Annotated in this window: 17 protein-coding genes and 1 other RNA gene; 2 read left to right on the top strand and 16 right to left on the bottom strand. The window is 45.7% G+C overall.

The features are described 5' to 3' along the window. Positions 1-21: 21 nt before the first annotated feature. The 13 genes from ruvX to EBO34_RS02000 form a co-directional block, all read right to left on the bottom strand. Positions 22-447 carry a Holliday junction resolvase RuvX gene (gene ruvX / locus EBO34_RS02060; RefSeq protein ID WP_122896295.1) on the bottom strand — a complete coding sequence of 142 codons (426 nt, stop codon included), beginning with the start codon at positions 445-447 and terminating at the stop codon, positions 22-24. Further along, positions 447-716, bottom strand: a complete 270-nt coding sequence (locus tag EBO34_RS02055; protein WP_122896294.1) for an IreB family regulatory phosphoprotein — start codon at positions 714-716, stop codon at positions 447-449. Before EBO34_RS02055 ends, ruvX begins: the two co-directional genes overlap by 1 nt. A gap of 69 nt (positions 717-785) precedes the next feature. Next, positions 786-3,428 carry an alanine--tRNA ligase gene (alaS, locus tag EBO34_RS02050; protein WP_122896293.1) on the bottom strand — a complete coding sequence of 881 codons (2,643 nt, stop codon included), beginning with the start codon at positions 3,426-3,428 and terminating at the stop codon, positions 786-788. A 424-nt stretch (positions 3,429-3,852) separates the two neighbouring features. After that, positions 3,853-4,941, bottom strand: a complete 1,089-nt coding sequence (locus EBO34_RS02045) for an AI-2E family transporter (RefSeq protein WP_183163673.1) — start codon at positions 4,939-4,941, stop codon at positions 3,853-3,855. A 146-nt stretch (positions 4,942-5,087) separates the two neighbouring features. After that, positions 5,088-5,285 (bottom strand): hypothetical protein, encoded by a 198-nt coding sequence (locus EBO34_RS02040; protein ID WP_142996763.1) that lies wholly within the window; start codon positions 5,283-5,285, stop codon positions 5,088-5,090. Positions 5,286-5,302: 17 nt separating this feature from the next. Continuing rightward, entirely contained in the window at positions 5,303-5,497 is a 195-nt protein-coding gene (locus EBO34_RS02035) for a hypothetical protein (protein ID WP_122896290.1), read from the bottom strand. An 18-nt stretch (positions 5,498-5,515) separates the two neighbouring features. Continuing rightward, positions 5,516-5,989 (bottom strand): PRC-barrel domain-containing protein, encoded by a 474-nt coding sequence (locus EBO34_RS02030; protein WP_122896289.1) that lies wholly within the window; start codon positions 5,987-5,989, stop codon positions 5,516-5,518. Positions 5,990-6,015: 26 nt separating this feature from the next. Further along, entirely contained in the window at positions 6,016-8,316 is a 2,301-nt protein-coding gene (recD2, locus tag EBO34_RS02025) for an SF1B family DNA helicase RecD2 (protein ID WP_249413974.1), read from the bottom strand. 62 nt (positions 8,317-8,378) lie between these two features. Continuing rightward, the gene (locus tag EBO34_RS02020; protein ID WP_122896288.1) at positions 8,379-9,044 is read right to left on the bottom strand and encodes a tetratricopeptide repeat protein; all 666 of its coding nucleotides are present in this window, start codon (positions 9,042-9,044) and stop codon (positions 8,379-8,381) included. 25 nt (positions 9,045-9,069) lie between these two features. After that, complete coding sequence (gene mnmA / locus EBO34_RS02015) at positions 9,070-10,167, bottom strand: tRNA 2-thiouridine(34) synthase MnmA (RefSeq protein WP_122896287.1); 1,098 nt, start codon at positions 10,165-10,167, stop codon at positions 9,070-9,072. Beyond that, a complete protein-coding gene (locus EBO34_RS02010; protein WP_122896286.1) occupies positions 10,142-11,326 on the bottom strand; it encodes a cysteine desulfurase family protein in 1,185 nt (394 codons plus the stop codon). The genes mnmA and EBO34_RS02010 overlap by 26 nt, the downstream gene beginning before the upstream one ends. Positions 11,327-11,449: 123 nt before the next feature. Continuing rightward, positions 11,450-11,869: a cysteine metabolism transcriptional regulator CymR gene (cymR, locus tag EBO34_RS02005; RefSeq protein WP_122896285.1), complete on the bottom strand. Its 420-nt coding sequence runs from the start codon at positions 11,867-11,869 to the stop codon at positions 11,450-11,452. Next, entirely contained in the window at positions 11,853-12,497 is a 645-nt protein-coding gene (locus tag EBO34_RS02000; protein ID WP_122896284.1) for a YczE/YyaS/YitT family protein, read from the bottom strand. Before EBO34_RS02000 ends, cymR begins: the two co-directional genes overlap by 17 nt. 245 nt (positions 12,498-12,742) lie before the next feature. Between EBO34_RS02000 and EBO34_RS01995 the strand changes: the two genes are divergently transcribed. Then, a complete protein-coding gene (locus EBO34_RS01995; protein ID WP_122896283.1) occupies positions 12,743-14,071 on the top strand; it encodes an AAA family ATPase in 1,329 nt (442 codons plus the stop codon). Between the two features lie 209 nt (positions 14,072-14,280). Beyond that, positions 14,281-14,979, top strand: coding sequence for an RsfA family transcriptional regulator (locus EBO34_RS01990; RefSeq protein ID WP_122896282.1), 699 nt, complete (start codon positions 14,281-14,283; stop codon positions 14,977-14,979). Positions 14,980-15,057: 78 nt separating this feature from the next. On the opposite strand, the gene ssrS is transcribed toward EBO34_RS01990, so the two are convergent. The 3 genes from ssrS to hisS all read right to left on the bottom strand — a co-directional run bounded on the left by ssrS (position 15,058) and on the right by hisS (position 19,039). Next, positions 15,058-15,245: non-coding RNA, 6S RNA (gene ssrS / locus EBO34_RS01985), on the bottom strand. Between the two features lie 724 nt (positions 15,246-15,969). Next, positions 15,970-17,757 carry an aspartate--tRNA ligase gene (gene aspS, locus EBO34_RS01980; RefSeq protein WP_122896281.1) on the bottom strand — a complete coding sequence of 596 codons (1,788 nt, stop codon included), beginning with the start codon at positions 17,755-17,757 and terminating at the stop codon, positions 15,970-15,972. Between the two features lies 1 nt (position 17,758). Further along, on the bottom strand, positions 17,759-19,039 hold the full coding sequence (gene hisS / locus EBO34_RS01975; RefSeq protein WP_122896280.1) for a histidine--tRNA ligase: 1,281 nt from the start codon (positions 19,037-19,039) through the stop codon (positions 17,759-17,761). Between the last annotated feature and the right edge of the window lie 128 nt (positions 19,040-19,167).

Raw genomic sequence — 19,167 nt, 5'->3', positions numbered from 1 at the left:
GCACAACTTGTGCGCTTGAGTTTACTTTGCCGACTGCTGGCGGTCGAGATACCCTTGCAGGATCATCACGGCTGCCATTTTGTCGATTACGTTTTTTCTCTTTTTCCGGCTCACATCCGCTGAGACGAGCATACGCTCAGCAGCTACTGTGGACAGACGCTCGTCCCACATTGTAACCTCAAGTCCGGTTCGTTCCTTTAATTGATCAGCGAACTCAAGGCACGCTTCTCCCCGTTCACCGACGGTTCCGTTCATGTTCTTTGGTAAACCTACTACAATGGTAGATACGTCGTATTCAGCAATAAAATGTTCGATCCGTTTAATGGCCGATTCTTCATCACCTTTTTTCCACCTGATGGTCTCTACCCCTTGAGCTGTCCAGCCAAACGCATCGCTGACTGCTACACCGATGGTTTTCGTACCTACATCAAGTCCTAACGATTTCATTACTTCTCCTCTTTGTGCTGTGATAAATAGGATTTCACCAATTCCTCGATTAATTCATCCCGCTCAATTTTACGAATTAATGATCTGGCATCGTTATGCCGGGGAATATAAGCCGGATCACCGGATAACATGTATCCTACAATCTGATTGATGGGATTGTACCCTTTCTCTTCCAAGGACGCATAAACCGTAAGCAGAACTTCTTTTACGTCAGCATCCATTGAGTCATCGTGAAAGTTAAACTTCATTGTATTATCCATTGAACTCATCACAAACACCTCTCCAGTCTCTCCCACTTAAAGTGGAGAATTTACCTAATTTCATTGTACACGAAACAATCACGATAAGGAATTTCTTTTTACAAGCTCCGGTACTGCCTGCAGAGCTCCTTCAAGCTTGGAAGGATCTTTACCGCCGGCCTGGGCCATATCAGGACGGCCACCGCCTCCGCCTCCGCAGCGCGCAGCCACTTCCTTGACGATATTGCCTGCGTGATACCCTTCTTTGATCAGATCTTGTGAAACAGAGGCTACAATGCTTACTTTTTCACCTTGGTTCGTTCCTAACACGAGGATACCCGATCCAAGCTTGTCTTTCAAAGAATCTGCCATCTGGCGAAGACCATTCATGTCAGATGCGTTTACTTTTACACTTAATACTTTAACCCCGTCCACAGTCTGAATATCGTCCAGTACACTGCTTGCTTCCATGTTTCCGAGCTTGGCTGAAAGGGATTCGTTTTCTTTTTGCTTTTCTTTCAACTGTTTTTGCAGCTGTTCGATACGCTTTGGAACGTCCTGAAGATTCGACTTAAGGCTTACAGCTGCTTCTGTCAATACATTAACCTGACCATTCATGTGAATGTAGGCATTCTTCCCGGTTACTGCTTCGATTCGACGGACACCCGCTCCGATTCCTGCTTCAGAAACAATTTTAAACAAACCAATTTCAGCTGTATTGTTTACGTGACATCCTCCGCAGAGCTCCAGGCTGTAGTCTCCAACTTTAACGACGCGTACTTCGTCTCCGTATTTTTCGCCGAATAAAGCCATGGCACCCATTTCCTTTGCTTCGGCTAAGCTCTTATACATCGTGTGCACCGACAGGGCATTCCATACTTTTTCATTGACAATTTCTTCGATCTCCTTCATTTCTCCTTCCTGAATCTGACCAAAATGGGAGAAATCAAAACGGAGTCGTCCTTCTTCAACTAGGGAACCTGCCTGGTTTACGTGTTCACCAAGGACATCTTTAAGTGCCTGATGGAGAAGGTGTGTAGCTGTATGGTTTTTAATAACACCGATGCGGTTTGTCTGATCGACCTTGGCGTTCAGTCCCATATCGAGCTCAAGAGTCCCTTCTACTACTTCAACCGAGTGAAGGTTTTGGCCGTTTGGAGCTTTTTGAACGTCCAGTACGTTCACTTTAACACCCTCAGTCTCGAATGTTCCTTTATCGGCAATTTGCCCGCCGCTTTCTGCGTAAAACGGTGTGCGGTCCACGATAATTTGTGCCTGTTCACCGGCCTTTACTGTTTCAGCAAGCTGCTTGTCTTTGACAATCACTTTTACGACGGACGGAATGTCAAGGACATCATAGCCGATGAATTCGCTTGGCTCTTTGATGTTGCCGAGTACTTCATCCTGAGTCTGCATGGACCCTGAAGATTGTCTTGCTGCACGGGCACGGTCACGCTGCTTTTTCATCTCAGCTTCAAAGCCTTCAGTATCAACCGTAAAGCCCGCATCTGTCACATACTCTTCTGTGAGGTCCACAGGGAAGCCGTACGTATCGTAAAGACGGAAAACATCTTCACCTGAAATTTCGGAAACACCATTATCTTTAGCCTGATCCATGACTTTATTAAGCATTGCAAGCCCGTCATGAAGTGTCTCGTGGAAACGCTCTTCTTCGTTTTTAACGACCTTTTGAATGAACGCTTCTTTTTGTTTCACTTCCGGGTAGAACGGCTCCATAATTTCACCGACTACCGGCACGAGTTCATACATAAACGGACGTTCAATTCCGATCTGCTTTGCATAGCGTACCGCACGGCGTAAAAGTCGGCGTAGAACGTAGCCGCGGCCTTCGTTGGACGGTAACGCGCCGTCAGATACAGCGAATGTAACGGTACGGATGTGGTCTGCTACTACTTTAAATGCCGTATCTGTTTCTGAAGCGCTGCCGTATTTTGTATCTGCAATCGCTTCTGTTGATTCGATAATCGGCATAAACAAGTCCGTATCAAAGTTCGTACGGGCGTCCTGAATCACGCTTACCATTCGCTCAAGACCCATACCCGTATCAATATTCTTCTTCGGAAGAGGCGTATAGCTTCCATCTTGATTATGATTGAACTGGGAAAAAACAAGGTTCCAGATTTCGAGGTAACGCTCGTTCTCGCCTCCAGGAAACATTTCCGGATCGTCCATGTCATTGCCATAAGTTTCACCGCGATCATAGAAGATCTCAGTGTTTGGTCCACAAGGCCCTTCACCGATGTCCCAGAAGTTTTCCTCAAGACGTATGATCCGCTCTTTTGGCAGTCCTACTTCTTCGTGCCAGATTTGGAAGGCTTCATCGTCGTCAGGATAAATGGTCACGGCAAGCTTCTCGGGATCAAATCCGATCCACTTCTCATCCGTAAGGAATTCCCAAGCCCAATGGATGGATTCCTTTTTAAAGTAATCGCCGATCGAGAAGTTACCCAGCATTTCAAAAAAAGTGTGGTGGCGGGCTGTCTTTCCTACGTTCTCAATGTCGTTTGTACGAATAGACTTTTGTGCGTTCACGATCCGCGGGTTTTGCGGAATCACCCGGCCGTCAAAGTACTTCTTCAGTGTTGCAACACCACTGTTAATCCAAAGAAGTGATGGATCTTCGTGAGGAACAAGGGAGGCACTCGGCTCCACGTCATGTCCTTTTTCCTTAAAAAAGTCAAGATACTTCTGTCTTACTTCTGCAGATGTTAATCGTTTCATGTTTATTTCCTCCTTCATATTAATCACTTGGTCTTATCTGACTTGGATCATGTAATGCTGACGCTCCTTCGCTCTCCGTTTTCGCTGGAGTGTCGTGCATTCGCTGCAATCAACATTTTAAAAAAAAGATTCTTAAAAACACAAAAAACTCCCGCCCCTGAAAATCAGGGACGAGAGAGTTCTCACGCGGTACCACCCTGGTTACAGACTTGTTGTCTGTCACCTCGCAACACAATAACAGTGTGTCAGCCGGCAGGGATTAACCTGCTCTCCGGAGTAGCCGACCGTTACTCTTCATCGTGGTCCTCTTTCAGCCTGGGAGGTACCTCTCTTTGTGATGGGCTGTAACGATTCCGTTCCTTCAACAATTTTTCATGTGGAATCACTTGTCTACCTGTCATTATAGAAATCGGTTAAGGCTTTGTCAATATTCCTGGCGTTCGATCACTTCTTTTTTTTCTCGTAACAGCTTACGAATATGAATAATAAATACTTTCAGCACAGCCAGTAACGGAACAGCTACGATAAGACCGATGATTCCTGCAAGCTCACCGCCTACTACGAGGGCAAAAATAATCAACACCGGGTGCATATGAAGAGACTTCCCTACAATAAGCGGGGCAAGGATATTTCCTTCAACTAACTGAACGATGATGATAATTGCCAGAGCGAAAACCACCAGGTTTATGCTCTCTGTGAGAGCAATTAGCAAAACAGGAACTGCACCGATAACCGGCCCGAAGTACGGAATGATATTCGTAACGGCAATAAACAGGGCAATTAAGGATGCATAAGGCAGTCCGATGATCCAAAAACCGATAAAAGCAACCAGACCTACTCCAAAACAGACAAGCAATTGGCCGCGGATGTAATTTCCGAGAGACTCATCTACGTCTGCAAGAAGCTGTTTCCCTTCACTCCGAAAACGTCTCGGTGTAAAATACCAGACTACTTTATGAATCAGTTTAATGTCTTTTAAAAGGTAAAAGACGATAAACGGAATAACGATAAACAAAAACAGAAAATCAAGGGCGGTTCTCAGGAAATCGACCAGCCCGAGAAGAGCATCCGCAGTAAAGGCTTCCCCCTTTTGAAGCCACGCTTCTGCTTTAACCTGAAAGCTGTCAGGGAGCCATTCCGTCTGCTCATGAAAATCAGACATAAACCCCCGGTATGTATTTGCGAGCCCCGGAAGCTGATCGAGAAAGTCCCTGCCTTCCTGAATAAAATACGGTGTTGCTTTAACGACGGCAGTGACAAATACAGCTAAAAATAACCCGAAGATGAGAAGAATCGAATAGGGACGGCGAACGTTCCTCTGATCAAGCCACACCACAGCCGGGTGAAGTAAATATGCGATAAAAACAGCAAGGAGAAATGGGAGAAAAATTCGCCCGACTTTTATCCAGAGCTCCTTAAGCTCAACAACCATCATATAAAGAACTGCAATGATGACTAAAAACAAAACTACAGCCCCAAGCTTAACGAGTCTTCTCACATACCTCTCGTGCATCGCATACACCCCCTCATCCATTTAGGGTGCATCCAAATCCATCCTTTTAGTCACAAAATTGTCGGGGGTCTGTCCCGCACAAAATTATGCGGGGACAGACCCCCGACAATTTGAAAAACCGGCAGGAAAGTCTGCCGGTTCTTGTTTTACGAAATTGCTTTCTTTAAACGTCGCTGGTAACGTTTCATCTGGCGTTTGCTTGGGATGTAGTCATCCAGGTCAAACTCCTCCAGGAAGTTTACGTTCCCCATCCGTTTTTTCCATCGTCTCCGGGTCTTTTTGTCCATGCTCATGGCATAGGCAGCAGCACCGGCACCGATGGCCATTAAAGATAAATACCTCATTCGTCTGTCACCACCAGTCAGAAGTCTGTTTCGACACGACGTTCCTCTTCTGCAAACAGGTCATCAAGAGAACTTAAACTCCCGTCTGCTTCTACTTGGTGTAATGATAATCGTCCGTTTGACAAGGTGAGTTCAATAAAACAGTTCCAGCAGTAAAATTGATTTGAACCGATTTTTCCAATATCTTTGCCTTTGCAGTTTGGGCAACGCATTTCGCTCTCCTCCAAGCATTAACTGTGAGTCCGCAGCACCAGCTGGTCCTTTTCGACTCTGAGAGGACAGTCAGTTTTTACAACATGCCTGCCTTCAGTAAAGTCCGAAATAAAACCATTGGTCACTTCATACCCTACAATCGTGCCCAGATCGTCAAGAAAATATACATCTTCCAGAAGCCCGGTTACGGCCCCGTCTTCCGTTAACAAGGGCTTTCCAAAAAGATGATTTTTCCCGTCATGAAAGCGGAAAAGCGCTTCAGGTGCAAACGACAGATCTGCATCACTTTTTATATAAATCGCTGCAGTCTCTGTTTTTTCAATGGTATCCAAACGCAGGAATTTACGTCTTTGCCACCATTTCCTCCCCGCTACCCAAAAGCCGGTCACACTGCCGCTGTCATCAACAAAGAGATCGCTCACTTTACCAATATTCGATCCATCAGCCAGTAAAAAAACGGGTGTTCCCTTGACCTTTTGAAATGTTCGCAAAGTGCATCACACTCCTTGAACACTCCTTAGTCTTTGGTAACACCCGTTTTATCATGCTGGTGAGTCACTTCCATAAATGCCGCTTTCAGCTTTTCACGAAGGGTCGTGTTCCGCCCTGTCCCTTCTTCACGTCCAACAGCATTCTTAAGGGCCTGCCATTCCCCGCACATTAACAAAAAGTCCCTCGCCCTTGTCACACCGGTGTAAATCAGATTTTTACGGAGCATTCTCGCATAGCTCCGCACAATTGGCATAACAACAATAGGGAATTCGCTTCCCTGTGATTTGTGAATGGAGCAGCAGTATGCGTGGGTGATCTGATTTAAGTCCGACTTTGAATAAGCGACTTCGATTCCATCAAATGAAATAACGATCATCGTCTGGTTCTGCTCCGTTTCTTTTGGTGTGAAAATCGCAACTATCTCACCTCTGTCCCCGTTATATACGTTCTCTTCGGGATTGTTAACGAGCTGAAGAACCATATCGCCATGCCGGTAGATTACATCTCCGTAGGCCACTTCCCGCCTGCCTTCTTTTTTTGGATTAAACAGCTCCTGAAGCATTTCATTCAAAGCTGTAACACCTGCGTCCCCACGATACATAGGAGCCAGGACCTGAATGTCTTTCGGGGTGTAGCCTCTCACTATTGCTCTTTCACAGATTTGTTTAACCGCATCGGCTGTCTGTGACATCGCACATGGAATAAACCGCAGATCGCTGCTTTTACGGTCTACCTCTGCAAGGTTCTTCCCTTCTTTTATAGCATGGGAAAAAGTAATGATGCTGGAGCCTTCAGCCTGTCTGAAGATGGCCGTCAGCTGAGCAGACGGCAACAGTTCCGTTGACAGGATGTCACTCAGAACCTGACCCGGCCCTACCGAGGGCAGCTGATCTTCATCTCCTACAAACAGAACCTGCATGTCGTCAGGAATCGCTTTTAGCAGCTGATTGCAAAGCCAGGTGTCCACCATGGACATTTCATCCAAAATAATCAGGCTTCCTTCAAGCTGATGATGATCACCATATTCAAAGTCGTCCTGATTTCCTTTAAAGCCAAGAAGCCTGTGAATCGTTGAGGCAGGAAGACCTGTAGACTCGGTCATCCTTTTAGCCGCACGCCCTGTTGGGGCGGCGAGAATAACCGGGAACTGATCGTCTTTTTTATAGTCATCAGGATTTACCGAAACACCCTTTAATTTTCCGTAAACTTCAACGAGACCGTTTATCACTGTCGTTTTTCCTGTTCCTGGTCCCCCGGTCAGAACCATTACGGGAGAGGTAAGAGCCGTCTGGATGGCTTCCTTCTGAGTAACTGCATATTCGATTCCCAGTTCTTCTTCTACTCTGCCTAGAGCTTTTAAAAACTCGGATTCCGGGAAATCCTCTACTGATTTTCCACGGCTGATCAGCCGGTGCAGATTGGAGACAATCCCCTTTTCAGCAAAGTACAGGGTAAGAAGGTACATCCGTTCTTTTTCTACCATCACTTTGCCTTCTTCACCCATCTCAATAACCGCCTGGGCAATATCTTCTTCATCCACACGTTCTCTCTCACTGAGAAGCCTTTGAGCCCCGGTCAGAACAGCCTTGACGGGCGTGTAAACATGACCTTCATTCATCGTCTGTTCTGTAAGTACATAAATGACGGCAGCTTTGATACGATCTGGATGGTTTCCTCTGAGGCCACGCTTGTAGCCGATGGCATCAGCTTTGGCGAATCCGATTCCTTCCACGTCTTCAATCATTTTATAAGGGTTCTCTTCAATGATTCGCATGGCATCAAGTTTATATGCCTGATACACTTTCATGGCGAGCTGCAGTCCGAAGCCGTAATCATATAACGTTAACAGGACCTGCTCTACGCCTTGCTCCTCAAGGAGAGTACCGTAGATCTTATCAGCCTTGTCCTTTTTCAGTCCCTCCACCTGGTAAAGGCGGGTTTTATCCTCAAGAATGGCCGTAATGGCCTGATCCCCAAGTGTTTCAACGATATTTTCAGCGGTTTTGGCGCCTATACCGGGGAACCGGTCACTTGATAAGTAATGAATAATTCCCTGTTTCGTCTGTGGGACTTCTTTACGGAACTGATCAGCTTTAAACTGCTTTCCGAAACGCGGATGGTCTTTTATTTCTCCATGAAAAAGATAGGTCACATCATAATCGAGTTTAGGGAGAATCCCCACCACCGTAAGTTCACGGTCCGGAAGATCCAGACTCGAGTCTGTGACCTTTATTTTTGCAACTGTATACAGACTTTCTTCATTGTGATAAATCAAATGAAGAAGTTCCCCTTTTGCATAATTTGCTTCAGTTGATTCGCTCATCATAAGCAGACCTGCTTTCCGGAGCTTCTATCGCTTCTGGTCTTGATCTTTCACCCTTAATCAGCTTAATTTCCATTAAGCTGAGCTTCAATTTGCTTTTTACCATTGTGGCTCAGCACATGATCCGGCTGGATGGCTATAGCCCGTTCGAACATCTTAAGAGCTTTCTCCGCTTCGTCTTTATACGCATAAGCAACACCCAGGTTGAAGCAGCTGTCAGCGTGCTCAGGGTCCAAAAGAAGGACATCATTAAAAGCTTCAACCGCCTGATCCACAAGTTCCAGCTGGGCAAGCGTAAGAGCATAATGAAAGTTAGCATCAATATCCTTCGGGTTTAATTCAATCGCCCGCTGCAGACTTGGCAGAGCATGTGATAAATCGTTCATCTGGTAATAGCTGAGACCGAGCATATAATAAACATCGGACTCCAAAAGGCCATGCTCCAATGTCTTCTGGTAAGCCTCAATTGCTTTTTCGAAGTTATCCTGGTTAAAAAAGATATTCCCTTTGCCGTAATGGGCCGCTGCTGCATTTTCATCGATGGAAATCGCTTTTTCAAAAAATCGAAGGGCTTTCTCATCCTCTTTAACTGCAGCCAGAAGATTTCCGAAGTTCGTATATGCAACCGGATCTTCAGGATGCTCCTCTATCGCTTCGTTTAATAGTTTCGCTGCAGCCTCAAGATCTCCTTCCTGCATTTCCTTTACAGCCTGCTGATTTTTGTCTGTCATTGTTGCCTCTCCCCTTGTTGAATGATTACTTTGTAATGACTTCGTCTATCGTTCCACCGCCCAGGCATACGTCCCCATCATAGAAAACGACAGCCTGTCCAGGTGTAATCGCCCGCTGTGGTTCTTTAAACGTCACAGTTGCTTCTGTGCTGCCGGTCAGTTCGATCGTTACTTCCTGGTCCGCTTGTCTGTATCTGAATTTCGCTGTACAGCTTAACGTCTTCCCTTCTACAGGCTCAATCCAGTTGATTTTAATGGCCTTTAACCCATCTGAATACAGGTTAGGGTGATCATATCCCTGTCCTACCAGGAGGACGTTTCTCTCCAAGTCTTTTCCTACTACAAACCACGGTTCTCCGGCTCCGCCGATACCAAGGCCGTGACGCTGACCGAGAGTATAATACATTAAACCATCATGGGTCCCTTTTACTTCCCCGTCTATGGTCTGCATTTCACCTGGCTGGGCAGGCAAAAACTCACTGAGAAATTCCTTGAAATTGCGCTCGCCAATAAAACAAATACCTGTGCTGTCTTTCTTTGAAGCTGTGGCGAGGTTCGCTTCTTTTGCAATTTCACGGACTCTGGGCTTTTCAATTTCCCCTACCGGAAACATTACATGCTGAAGCTGGTCCTGGCTTAAAGCATTCAAAAAGTACGTCTGATCTTTGTTATCGTCTATGCCGCGGAGAAGCTGGACTTTACCGTCTTCTCTTCCGATTCTGGCATAATGTCCTGTTGCCAGATAATCAGCTCCCAGTGATAAGGCATGATCCAGGAAAGCCTTAAACTTAATTTCCTTGTTGCACATCACATCCGGGTTTGGGGTGCGTCCCGCTTTGTATTCTTCAAGGAAGTATGTGAAGACCTTGTCCCAATATTCCTTCTCGAAGTTTACAGCATAATATGGAATTTCAAGCTGATTACAGACGCGGATAACATCTTCGTAATCTTCAGTTGCGGTACACACGCCATTTTCATCAGTGTCGTCCCAGTTTTTCATAAAAATGCCGATTACATCATAGCCCTGCTCTTTCAATAAATAAGCCGCTACAGAGGAATCTACTCCGCCGGACATTCCTACAATTACCCTGGTATCTTCAGGTGCTTTTTTTACTTGTGCCATCGTGTGCCACCTCCTGTTGTTTTACTAAACGCTTTACTGTATTTGCTGTCTGTTTTGCAGCATACAAAACATCTTCTTCTGTTAATCCTTCACCAAAGCTGAAACGGATGGCCGACTGACTTCGTTCCGGATCATCAGGGAACATTGCTGAAAGTACATGGGAAGGCTGAACCGATCCAGCTGTACAGGCAGAGCCGCTTGATACAGCCACCCCTGCTATATCAAGATTTGTGAGCATTGATTCAACATTTGCTCCCGGGAAGCTCACGTTTAAAATATGAGGCATACGGTCATCACTGCTGCCGTTAACATAGAAAGTAAGATCTTGCTCTTCAAAAGTATTTAAAATTATATCCCGGTATTTTTCGTACGTTTCACGTTTTTGAATCCGTTTGTCCAATGTCAGCTGTACGGCTTTCTTCATCCCTGCAACAGCCGCCACGTTTTCCGTCCCGGCACGGCGTTTACGCTCCTGTTCCCCGCCGTAAAGAGCCGGGCTCACAGACAGTCCTGCTTTTAAATACAAAAAACCGATTCCTTTTGGTCCGTTAATTTTATGAGCCGACACACTCATCATATCGACGTTCAGCTTCCTTACATCGATTTCTTCCATTCCAAAAGCCTGGACCGCATCTGTATGGAAAACAGCCGTATGATCTGTCAGCAGACGCCCAATCCCGAAAATTGGCTGGACTGTTCCTACTTCGTTATTTCCAAACATAACAGAAACGAAAATGGTGTCTTCTCTGAGTGCCTGCTTTACCTGCTCAACAGTAATCCTTCCTGACTCATCCACGGCCAGGTAAGTAACCTCAAACCCCTGTGTTTCCAGGTACTCAAAAGCATGCAGAATCCCGTGATGTTCGATTTCAGTTGTAATCAGATGACGGCCCTTTTCCTTATGGGCTGTCGCATAACCGATAACAGCAAGGTTATCCGATTCTGTGCCGCCGCTCGTAAATATTATCTCATCGAACCGGGCATTGATTGCGGAAGAAATACTTTCCCTTGCACTGTCCAGCCCCCGTCGTGCCTCTCTGCCGAAATGATGGATACTTGACGGGTTACCGAATGCTTCCTTGTAATAAGGCATCATTTCTTCAACAACTGCAGGTGCTACCGGGGATGTTGCTGCATGGTCCAAATAAATTCTCTTCAATTTTAATCACCTCTCGAGCCGATAAATCGTCCCTTTACTCATAACAAAAGTGAGGGCTAAAAACAGGCCTCACTTTAGCCGTACATTTCACTATTCCTTCTGACAGTTACTGCAGAAAAGTCTCTAAATGTAAAACATATAGTATTCCTGATCTCCCTGATCTTCATATGTGGCAAGGTCGTGGAGAGTCGTATTGTCCAAAACATCTTTTACAGCGTCCCGGATCTTTATCCAAAGGTCCCGCTTTGCCGGTTCTTCATCGTCGACAACTTCAACCGGGCTGATCGGCCCTTCCAGAACCCGGATAATATCACCGGCTGTAATGTCCTGTGGTTCTTTTGCCAGCATGTATCCCCCATATGCCCCCCGCACACTCTTAACGAGCTGGGCATTTCGAAGAGGTGCTATGAGCTGTTCCAGATAGTGTTCGGATAATTTATGGTCCTTTGCAATCGATTTTAGTGAAATCGGACCTTCACCGTATTTTTTTGCCAAAGCCATCATAATAGTGAGTCCATATCTTCCTTTAGTGGATATTTTCAACGCTAATCCCTCTTTCCATTCTCCGGTCCATCCAGGTCTGACACAAAACCAGGCAGTGTCCCGTAACCGGTCCGATTGTTAAACTGAATATAATTGTTCCGATAAAAACAGGGCCTCCGAGATACCAGCCAAAAGCTAATACAACGATCTCCATTAAGCCTCTGATACGCGAGGCCGTCATTCCTGTTTTCTCAGACACAGCAAGCATAAAACTGTCTCGCGGACCTGCACCGCAGCGCGGGCTGATATAAAGACCAATCCCAAATCCCATAATAAGAATTCCTGCAACAAGCATGAATCCCTGCCCAATAAGGGTACCAGGTGTAGTCAGGATGAACAGGTGAATATCTACAAAGACCCCGACAAGGATCATATTCAAATAGGCTCCTGCTTTCGGCCATTCTTTTGTTAACATGGTTGCCGTAATAAGCGTAATAAAACCCATAATTATTGTCCAAGTACCAATTGTAAGGCCAAATTGATTGGTCAGTCCGATATGAAGTACATCCCACGGTGCACTTCCCAGATCTGCAAGAATTGTTAACGATATGCCCAGGCTCATAATGATCAACCCGATAATATAGACGGACCACCTGAAAAACTTCTGGTCCGGTACAGATGTCTTCATATTCTGCTCCTCCCGCCTGATAAAAAGAAACACTATCCATTCTTTTCAGACAGGTTTACTTGTATTATCATTTATCTTTCCTATATTATAGCACATAAATGTTCAATAAAAGGCATCCGTGGTATGATCAGACTGTTGTATAAACGTACTTGCAAAAGGCCTGAATACCCTTTACAGCCACTAGCATTTTAACGGTGTTTGAAGATAATTGCAATCATTAAATCCTAGATACAGGGGGAAAAATCATGGACTTGTTCGACTACCCTGAAAACAGTAAACCGAAAGGCCCTCTCGCTTCCCGGATGAGGCCCAGAACCATTGATGAAGTCATCGGCCAAAAAGACATTATCGGAGAAGGCACTTTACTCCGCCGTGCCATTCAGGCCGACCGTCTGACAGCGATGATCTTTCACGGTCCCCCGGGAACAGGGAAGACAACATTGGCAAGGGTCATCGCCAATTCCACATCTGCCCGTTTTGAACAGTTGAACGCCGTTTCAGCCGGAATTAAAGATGTGAGGGCAATTGTTGAACGGGCAAAAGAGCGTCTCAAATATGAAGAAACGAAAACCATTCTGTTTATTGATGAAATCCACAGGTTTAATAAAGGACAGCAGGATGCCCTTCTTCCATTTGTTGAAGACGGGACGGTCATTTTAATCGGGGCTACTACGGAAAACCCTATGTTTGAAGTTAACCCCGCCCTTATATCCAGGTCTCGTCTTTTCAGATTATCTTCTCTGGAGGATGCCGAAATCGGGAATGTGATCGATCATGCGCTGGGTGACAAGGAGCGGGGATTTGGAGAATATCAAATCACTCTCGACCAAAATGCCCGCGATCATTTAATTGACGTAGCCAACGGAGATGCCCGCACGGCACTCAACGCTCTTGAACTGGCCGTCCTCACAACAGATCCCCATGAAGACGGGATCATCCGGATTGACCTTAATACAGCTGAAGCATCTATACAAAAGAGAGTCGTTCACTATGATAAACAAGGGGACAATCATTACGATACAATATCTGCTTTTATAAAAAGCATCAGAGGTTCTGATCCTGATGCCGCATTATACTGGCTTGCCAAAATGATTTATGCAGGAGAAGATGCGAAGTTTATTGCAAGACGTCTTTATGTTCACGCTGCTGAAGACGTGGGACTTGCGGACCCGAACGCCCTTCTGATCGCACAGGCGGCGGCACATGCTGTCGAGTTTGTCGGATTGCCTGAAGCACGGATTCCATTAGCAGAAGCTACGCTGTATCTGGCCACCGCCCCTAAAAGCAATGCCGTCATAAGCGGCATCGACAGTGCTCTTCAGGCTGTGGAAAAAGAAAAACGCGGTGATGTTCCTGTTCATCTTCGTGATGCTCATTACAAAGGAGCTTCAAAGCTCGGACACGGTGAAGGATACAAATACCCTCACAATTACGAAAATCATTATGTACCGCAGCAGTACCTCCCCGACCATCTTAAGAACAGGATATTTTACACACCTTCTACCAACGGGTATGAAAAAACGGTACAAAAACGTCTGGATTACTTTGAAGACCGTAAACAGAATAAGAAATAAAAGTGTTTAAAGATCGCCAGTTTCTTAACAGGGCGGCCCACAGGGAAGATGTTTCCTTGTTGGCCGCCCTGTTTGCTGTTCACTAGAAGGTGAAAGCTACCATATTGGAAGAAGCTAGTAATTTTTAGTGAGTCTGGTATATTTACTCTTTTATATGACCATGTTAGTAGTAAATCGTGAATCTTAACCAAAGAAAGGATTGTGCAATCATGAAATTAAGACAAGATGCATGGTCAAAAGAAGATGATCTGCTGCTGGCTGAAACTGTATTAAGACATATCCGTGAAGGAAGCACCCAGCTTAACGCATTTGATGAAGTAGGGGATGCCCTTAACAGAACATCAGCTGCCTGTGGCTTCCGCTGGAACGCTGTTGTGCGTAATAAATACGACGACGCAATCAAACTAGCAAAAAAACACCGGAAAGAACGTAAACGCCGTTTGGCTCACGATGCCAAGCCTGTTACAACCCCTTCAGTTAGTGAACCTTCAGCTATCGAAAAAACCTACCGCCCCGAAGAAACCTATCAGGTGGCAGAGGAAGCTGAATTGGTTGAAGTGACTCTTCCGCCGGTTACACACCGTAAACGGGAAATGACTCTCACTGACGTAATCGAGTTCCTTGAGCGCATGGCACAAAACAACTACATGTCTGCTACTGCCAAAGTGGAAAACGACAGACTTGTAAGGGAAAATGACTTTCTTAACCGTAAAGTAGCCGAGCTGGAGGATCGTTTAAAAGAACTGGAAGAAGAGCATAAAGTGGTCGAAGAGGATTATCAATCCATTATACAGATTATGAACCGTGCCAGACGGATGGCTCTTCTTGAGGAGGAAGTAAGCGAAGATCGCGCAGCTCCTGCATTTAAGATGGATAAAAACGGAAATCTCGAGAAAATTGCAAAATAAAAAAACTGCCCTTACAACAGGGCAGTTTTTTTGCAGTTAAAATCCCGCTAATATTAACGGGAGAGAATTCAAGTGGATAAGGATCCCGGTATAGCCGTTTTTTCTACTCTTGTTTTGAACCTGCAATAGCAGGTGGGTGCTTTGTCTTTCGCTTCACGCTTCCTCTATGTACTGCAAGGCCTGCACTCCACGCAAGAACGAGTAAAGCTCCCTATGTTCTTGTGTTGGCTCAAAACGTTGAGTTACCACGGTCAATCTAGGACCCTTATGATTAAACCTCGTATGTGAGAGATTCAACCTTTGTCTTATTATATGTAGTACCCTCTCAGATCATGAATAAACACTTTTTTCTGACTTTTTTTATTTCAGGACTATAGTCGCAGTGTGATCTGTTTTTATGTTCTAAAAAAATTTAGGATCCCCCTGTTAGGCAGGGTGCTAAACCCCTCCTTTTATTTCGGCAGCTTCGTTGAACGGAATACGCTCCCTTTCCGCGACTCGCGCCGAGCCTTCTCGGGGCTTTTCCCCTGCGGGGTATCGCCTTTCTCGCACTTTTGCAGGAGTGTCGCGTATTACGTTCAACTCCGCACGATGCGCTGTAAGAATCAGAAGATATAGAGACCACAGCCGAATAATACCGCAAACAAGTTTGCAAACGCCATGGTGAGAATTAATGTTCATGAACGTCTGTTTTCATAAGGATTGTTGCTCTAGCTAAAAAAGTATTGAAGCCGAAGTGCCTGAGACTCCTGTGGCCGCGGGGGCCAGGCAAGACCCCGTAGAGCTTTAGCTTGAGGAGGCTTGCCGGTACCGCCACGGAAAGCGAAGAGCACGCAGGCTTCATCTTTATTTCTGTACTCTAGAAGAAGTGCGAATAGCAACGGTTTGGACGAAAACAGCTAAAGAAAGTATAACGAGAGTATTTAAAAAAGGGCGAAGCGTAAGGTACCTGCCTTACGTTTCGCCCTCTTGCTTATAAATGTTCCGTTATTATTCTTTGTCTTTTTCCGGCTTTGGCTTAACAGAGAGGTTCAGCTCATCAAGCTGTGCATCACTCACACTGGCTGGCGCCTTCGTTAAAAGACAGCTCGCACTTGCGGTCTTAGGGAAAGCAATTGTTTCTCTAAGGTTTGAACGGCCTGCAAGAATCATAACGAGCCGGTCAAGGCCAAGGGCGATTCCCCCGTGTGGAGGCGTACCGTATTCAAATGCATCGAGAAGGAAACCGAACTGGCTTTTCGCTTCTTCTTCAGAGAAACCGAGTGCACTGAACATTTTCTCCTGAAGGTGACGCTCGTAAATACGCTGGGATCCTCCACCAAGTTCATATCCGTTTAATACAAGGTCATAGGCTTCAGCACGGACATTTTCCGGCTCACTTACAAGCTTCTCCTCGTCTTCTTTTACCGGACGTGTGAAGGGGTGGTGCTCAGCCACATAGCGGTCTTCATCCTCATCGTAAGAAAGAAGGGGGAATTCGGTTACCCACAGGAAGTTAAATTTTGACTGATCGATAAGGTCATGGTCTCTTGCAAACTTCTGACGAAGGGCGCCTAAGCTGTCCCATGTTACTCTCACTTTGTCTGCAACAAAGAACAGAACGTCTCCTTCTTCTGCTTCAAAAGAACTGATTATCGCTTCACGTTCAGAAGCTTCAAAGAACTTGGCAATCGGTCCTTTTAATTCACCGTCTGCTTCAACTTTGAGCCAGGCAAGTCCCTTTGCCCCGTAAATTTCAACGAACGAACCGAGGCCATCCAGGTCTTTTCTTGAGTACTGGTCAGCCACACCTTTTACGCAAATCCCTTTAACAGCCCCGCCTTTTTCAACTGTGGACGCAAAGACTTTAAATCCGCTGTTCTTCCCAACTTCAGATACGTCAACAAGTTCCATACCAAAGCGGGTGTCCGGTTTGTCTGATCCGTATCGGTTCATTGCGTCTTGATAAGTAAGTCTTTGGAAAGGACGGTCGACTTTAACGCCTTTTACCTTTTCAAGAAGGGAAACCATCATGTCCTCCATCATCTCAAGCAGGTCTTCTTTCTCCATGAAGGAAGCTTCAATATCCACTTGAGTAAACTCCGGCTGACGGTCCGCTCTTAAGTCCTCGTCACGGAAACAACGTGCCACTTGGTAGTAGCGCTCAAACCCGGAAACCATCAGCATCTGCTTAAACAGCTGTGGAGATTGGGGAAGAGCGTAGAATTCACCATGATGCACACGGGAAGGAACGAGATAATCACGGGCACCTTCAGGCGTACTTTTCGTAAGCATTGGTGTTTCAATTTCCATAAAGGCCTCTTCATCGAGGAAGTCACGGATAAACTTCGTCGTTTTGTGACGAAGGTACATCGTCTCCTGCATCTTTGGACGACGGAGGTCGAGGTAACGATATTTAAGACGTACGTCCTCTGATACGTCTACTTTATCTTCAATGACAAAGGGAAGACCTTTTGCTGCGTTTAATACTTCTATGCGGTCAACCATAACTTCAACGGCGCCGGTTTCGATCTTTTCATTTACGTTTTCAGCATCCCGGCCAATAACTTCCCCTTCTACTTCAATTACATATTCGTTACGGACTTTTTCTCCTGCTGCGAAAGCTTCGGGATTTTTTTCTCCGTTAAATACGATCTGTACAAATCCTGAACGGTCACGTAAATCAACGAAGATGACCTGTCCGAGGTCACGACGTCTTTTTACCCACCCTTTCAGGCGGACCCGTTCACCTATTAAATTTTCCAGCATTTCTGAGCATATATGTGTTCGTTTAGCCATGTTATTCTTCCCCTCTCTTGCTTTCAGTGATCTTCAATATTGCTTTATCTAAAGACAGATTTTCCTGTTCACCGGTGTTGAGATCTTTCAGTACGATGGTTTGCTGTGCGAGTTCTTCATCCCCTAAAATAAGTGTGAAGGAAGCATTTTGCCGGTCTGCGGCTTTAAATTGCGCCTTCATTTTTTTGCCCATATAGTCCGTATCAACTACGATGCCTTCACTTCTCAGTTTGTGTAAAAGACCCGGGGCTTTCCTCTTCGCTTCGTCTCCCATCGTAATCAGGTAAGCATCGATCGAGCTTTCCACTGGAAGGGCGATCCCTTGTGTTTCCAAAGCCATTAATAAACGTTCCAGGCTTAGAGCAAATCCGATACCCGGTGTTTCCGGGCCTCCGATTTCTTCGACAAGACCGTTATAACGACCACCGCCTGTAAGAGTCGTAATTGCTCCGAACCCTTCACCGTCAATCATAATTTCAAATGCAGTGTTGTTGTAATAGTCCAATCCTCGAACCAGACCAGGGTCAACTTCAAATGGGATGTTCATGGATGAAAGGTACGTTTGAACGTTTTCGAAGTACGCTTTTGATTCGTCGTTTAAATACTCAAGTATGGACGGTGCCGAATTCATCAGCTCGTGATCACGATCTTTTTTACAATCGAGAATTCGGAGAGGATTCTTCTCCAGACGCTGCTGGCAATCACCGCAGAATTCACTTATTCTGGGCTTAAAGTGCTCAATCAACGCATTGCGGTGATTGTTACGGCTCTCTTTATCACCGAGGCTGTTGATCACCAGCTTCAATCCTTTAAGGCCAAGTTCCTGGTAAAAGCTCATGGCAAGTGCGATTACTTCTGCATCGATTGCCGGATCGTCACTTCCCATGGCCTCTACGCCGAACTGTACAAATTGTCTCATACGTCCGGACTGCGGTCGTTCATAACGGAACATCGGTCCGATATAGTAGAGTTTCACAGGCTGACCAGCCCAACCGAACATTTTGTTTTCAACGTATGAACGAACGGTAGACGCCGTTCCCTCCGGTCTCAGGGTGAGGCTTCGGCCGCCTCTGTCTTCAAAGGTGTACATTTCTTTTTGTACGATATCTGTTGTATCACCAACACCCCGCTGGAACAGTTCAGTCTGTTCAAACATCGGGGTACGGATTTCTTTATAGTTATAGCGGCGGCACAAATCGTGGGCTTTTTGCTCCACATACTGCCACAATGCTGATGATTCAGGTAAAATATCCTGGGTTCCGCGAGGGATTTTAAAATTCATCTTTGTTTCCTCCTTGTTTTTTCTATGTATCAGACAGCTCACCAGATTGGGGAAAGGCGTTTAACCAGAAATACAAAGGTGCCTGGAAAACCGAAAACCGGTCCCATGCAACTTTTAAAAACACAAAA

Origin of the sequence: Alteribacter keqinensis (genome assembly GCF_003710255.1) — a bacterium.
GTDB classification, from domain to species: Bacteria; Bacillota; Bacilli; order Bacillales; family Salisediminibacteriaceae; genus Alteribacter; species Alteribacter keqinensis.
Note: the sequence above shows the minus strand (reverse complement) of the source record. Positions and strands in the feature narration are given on the sequence as shown.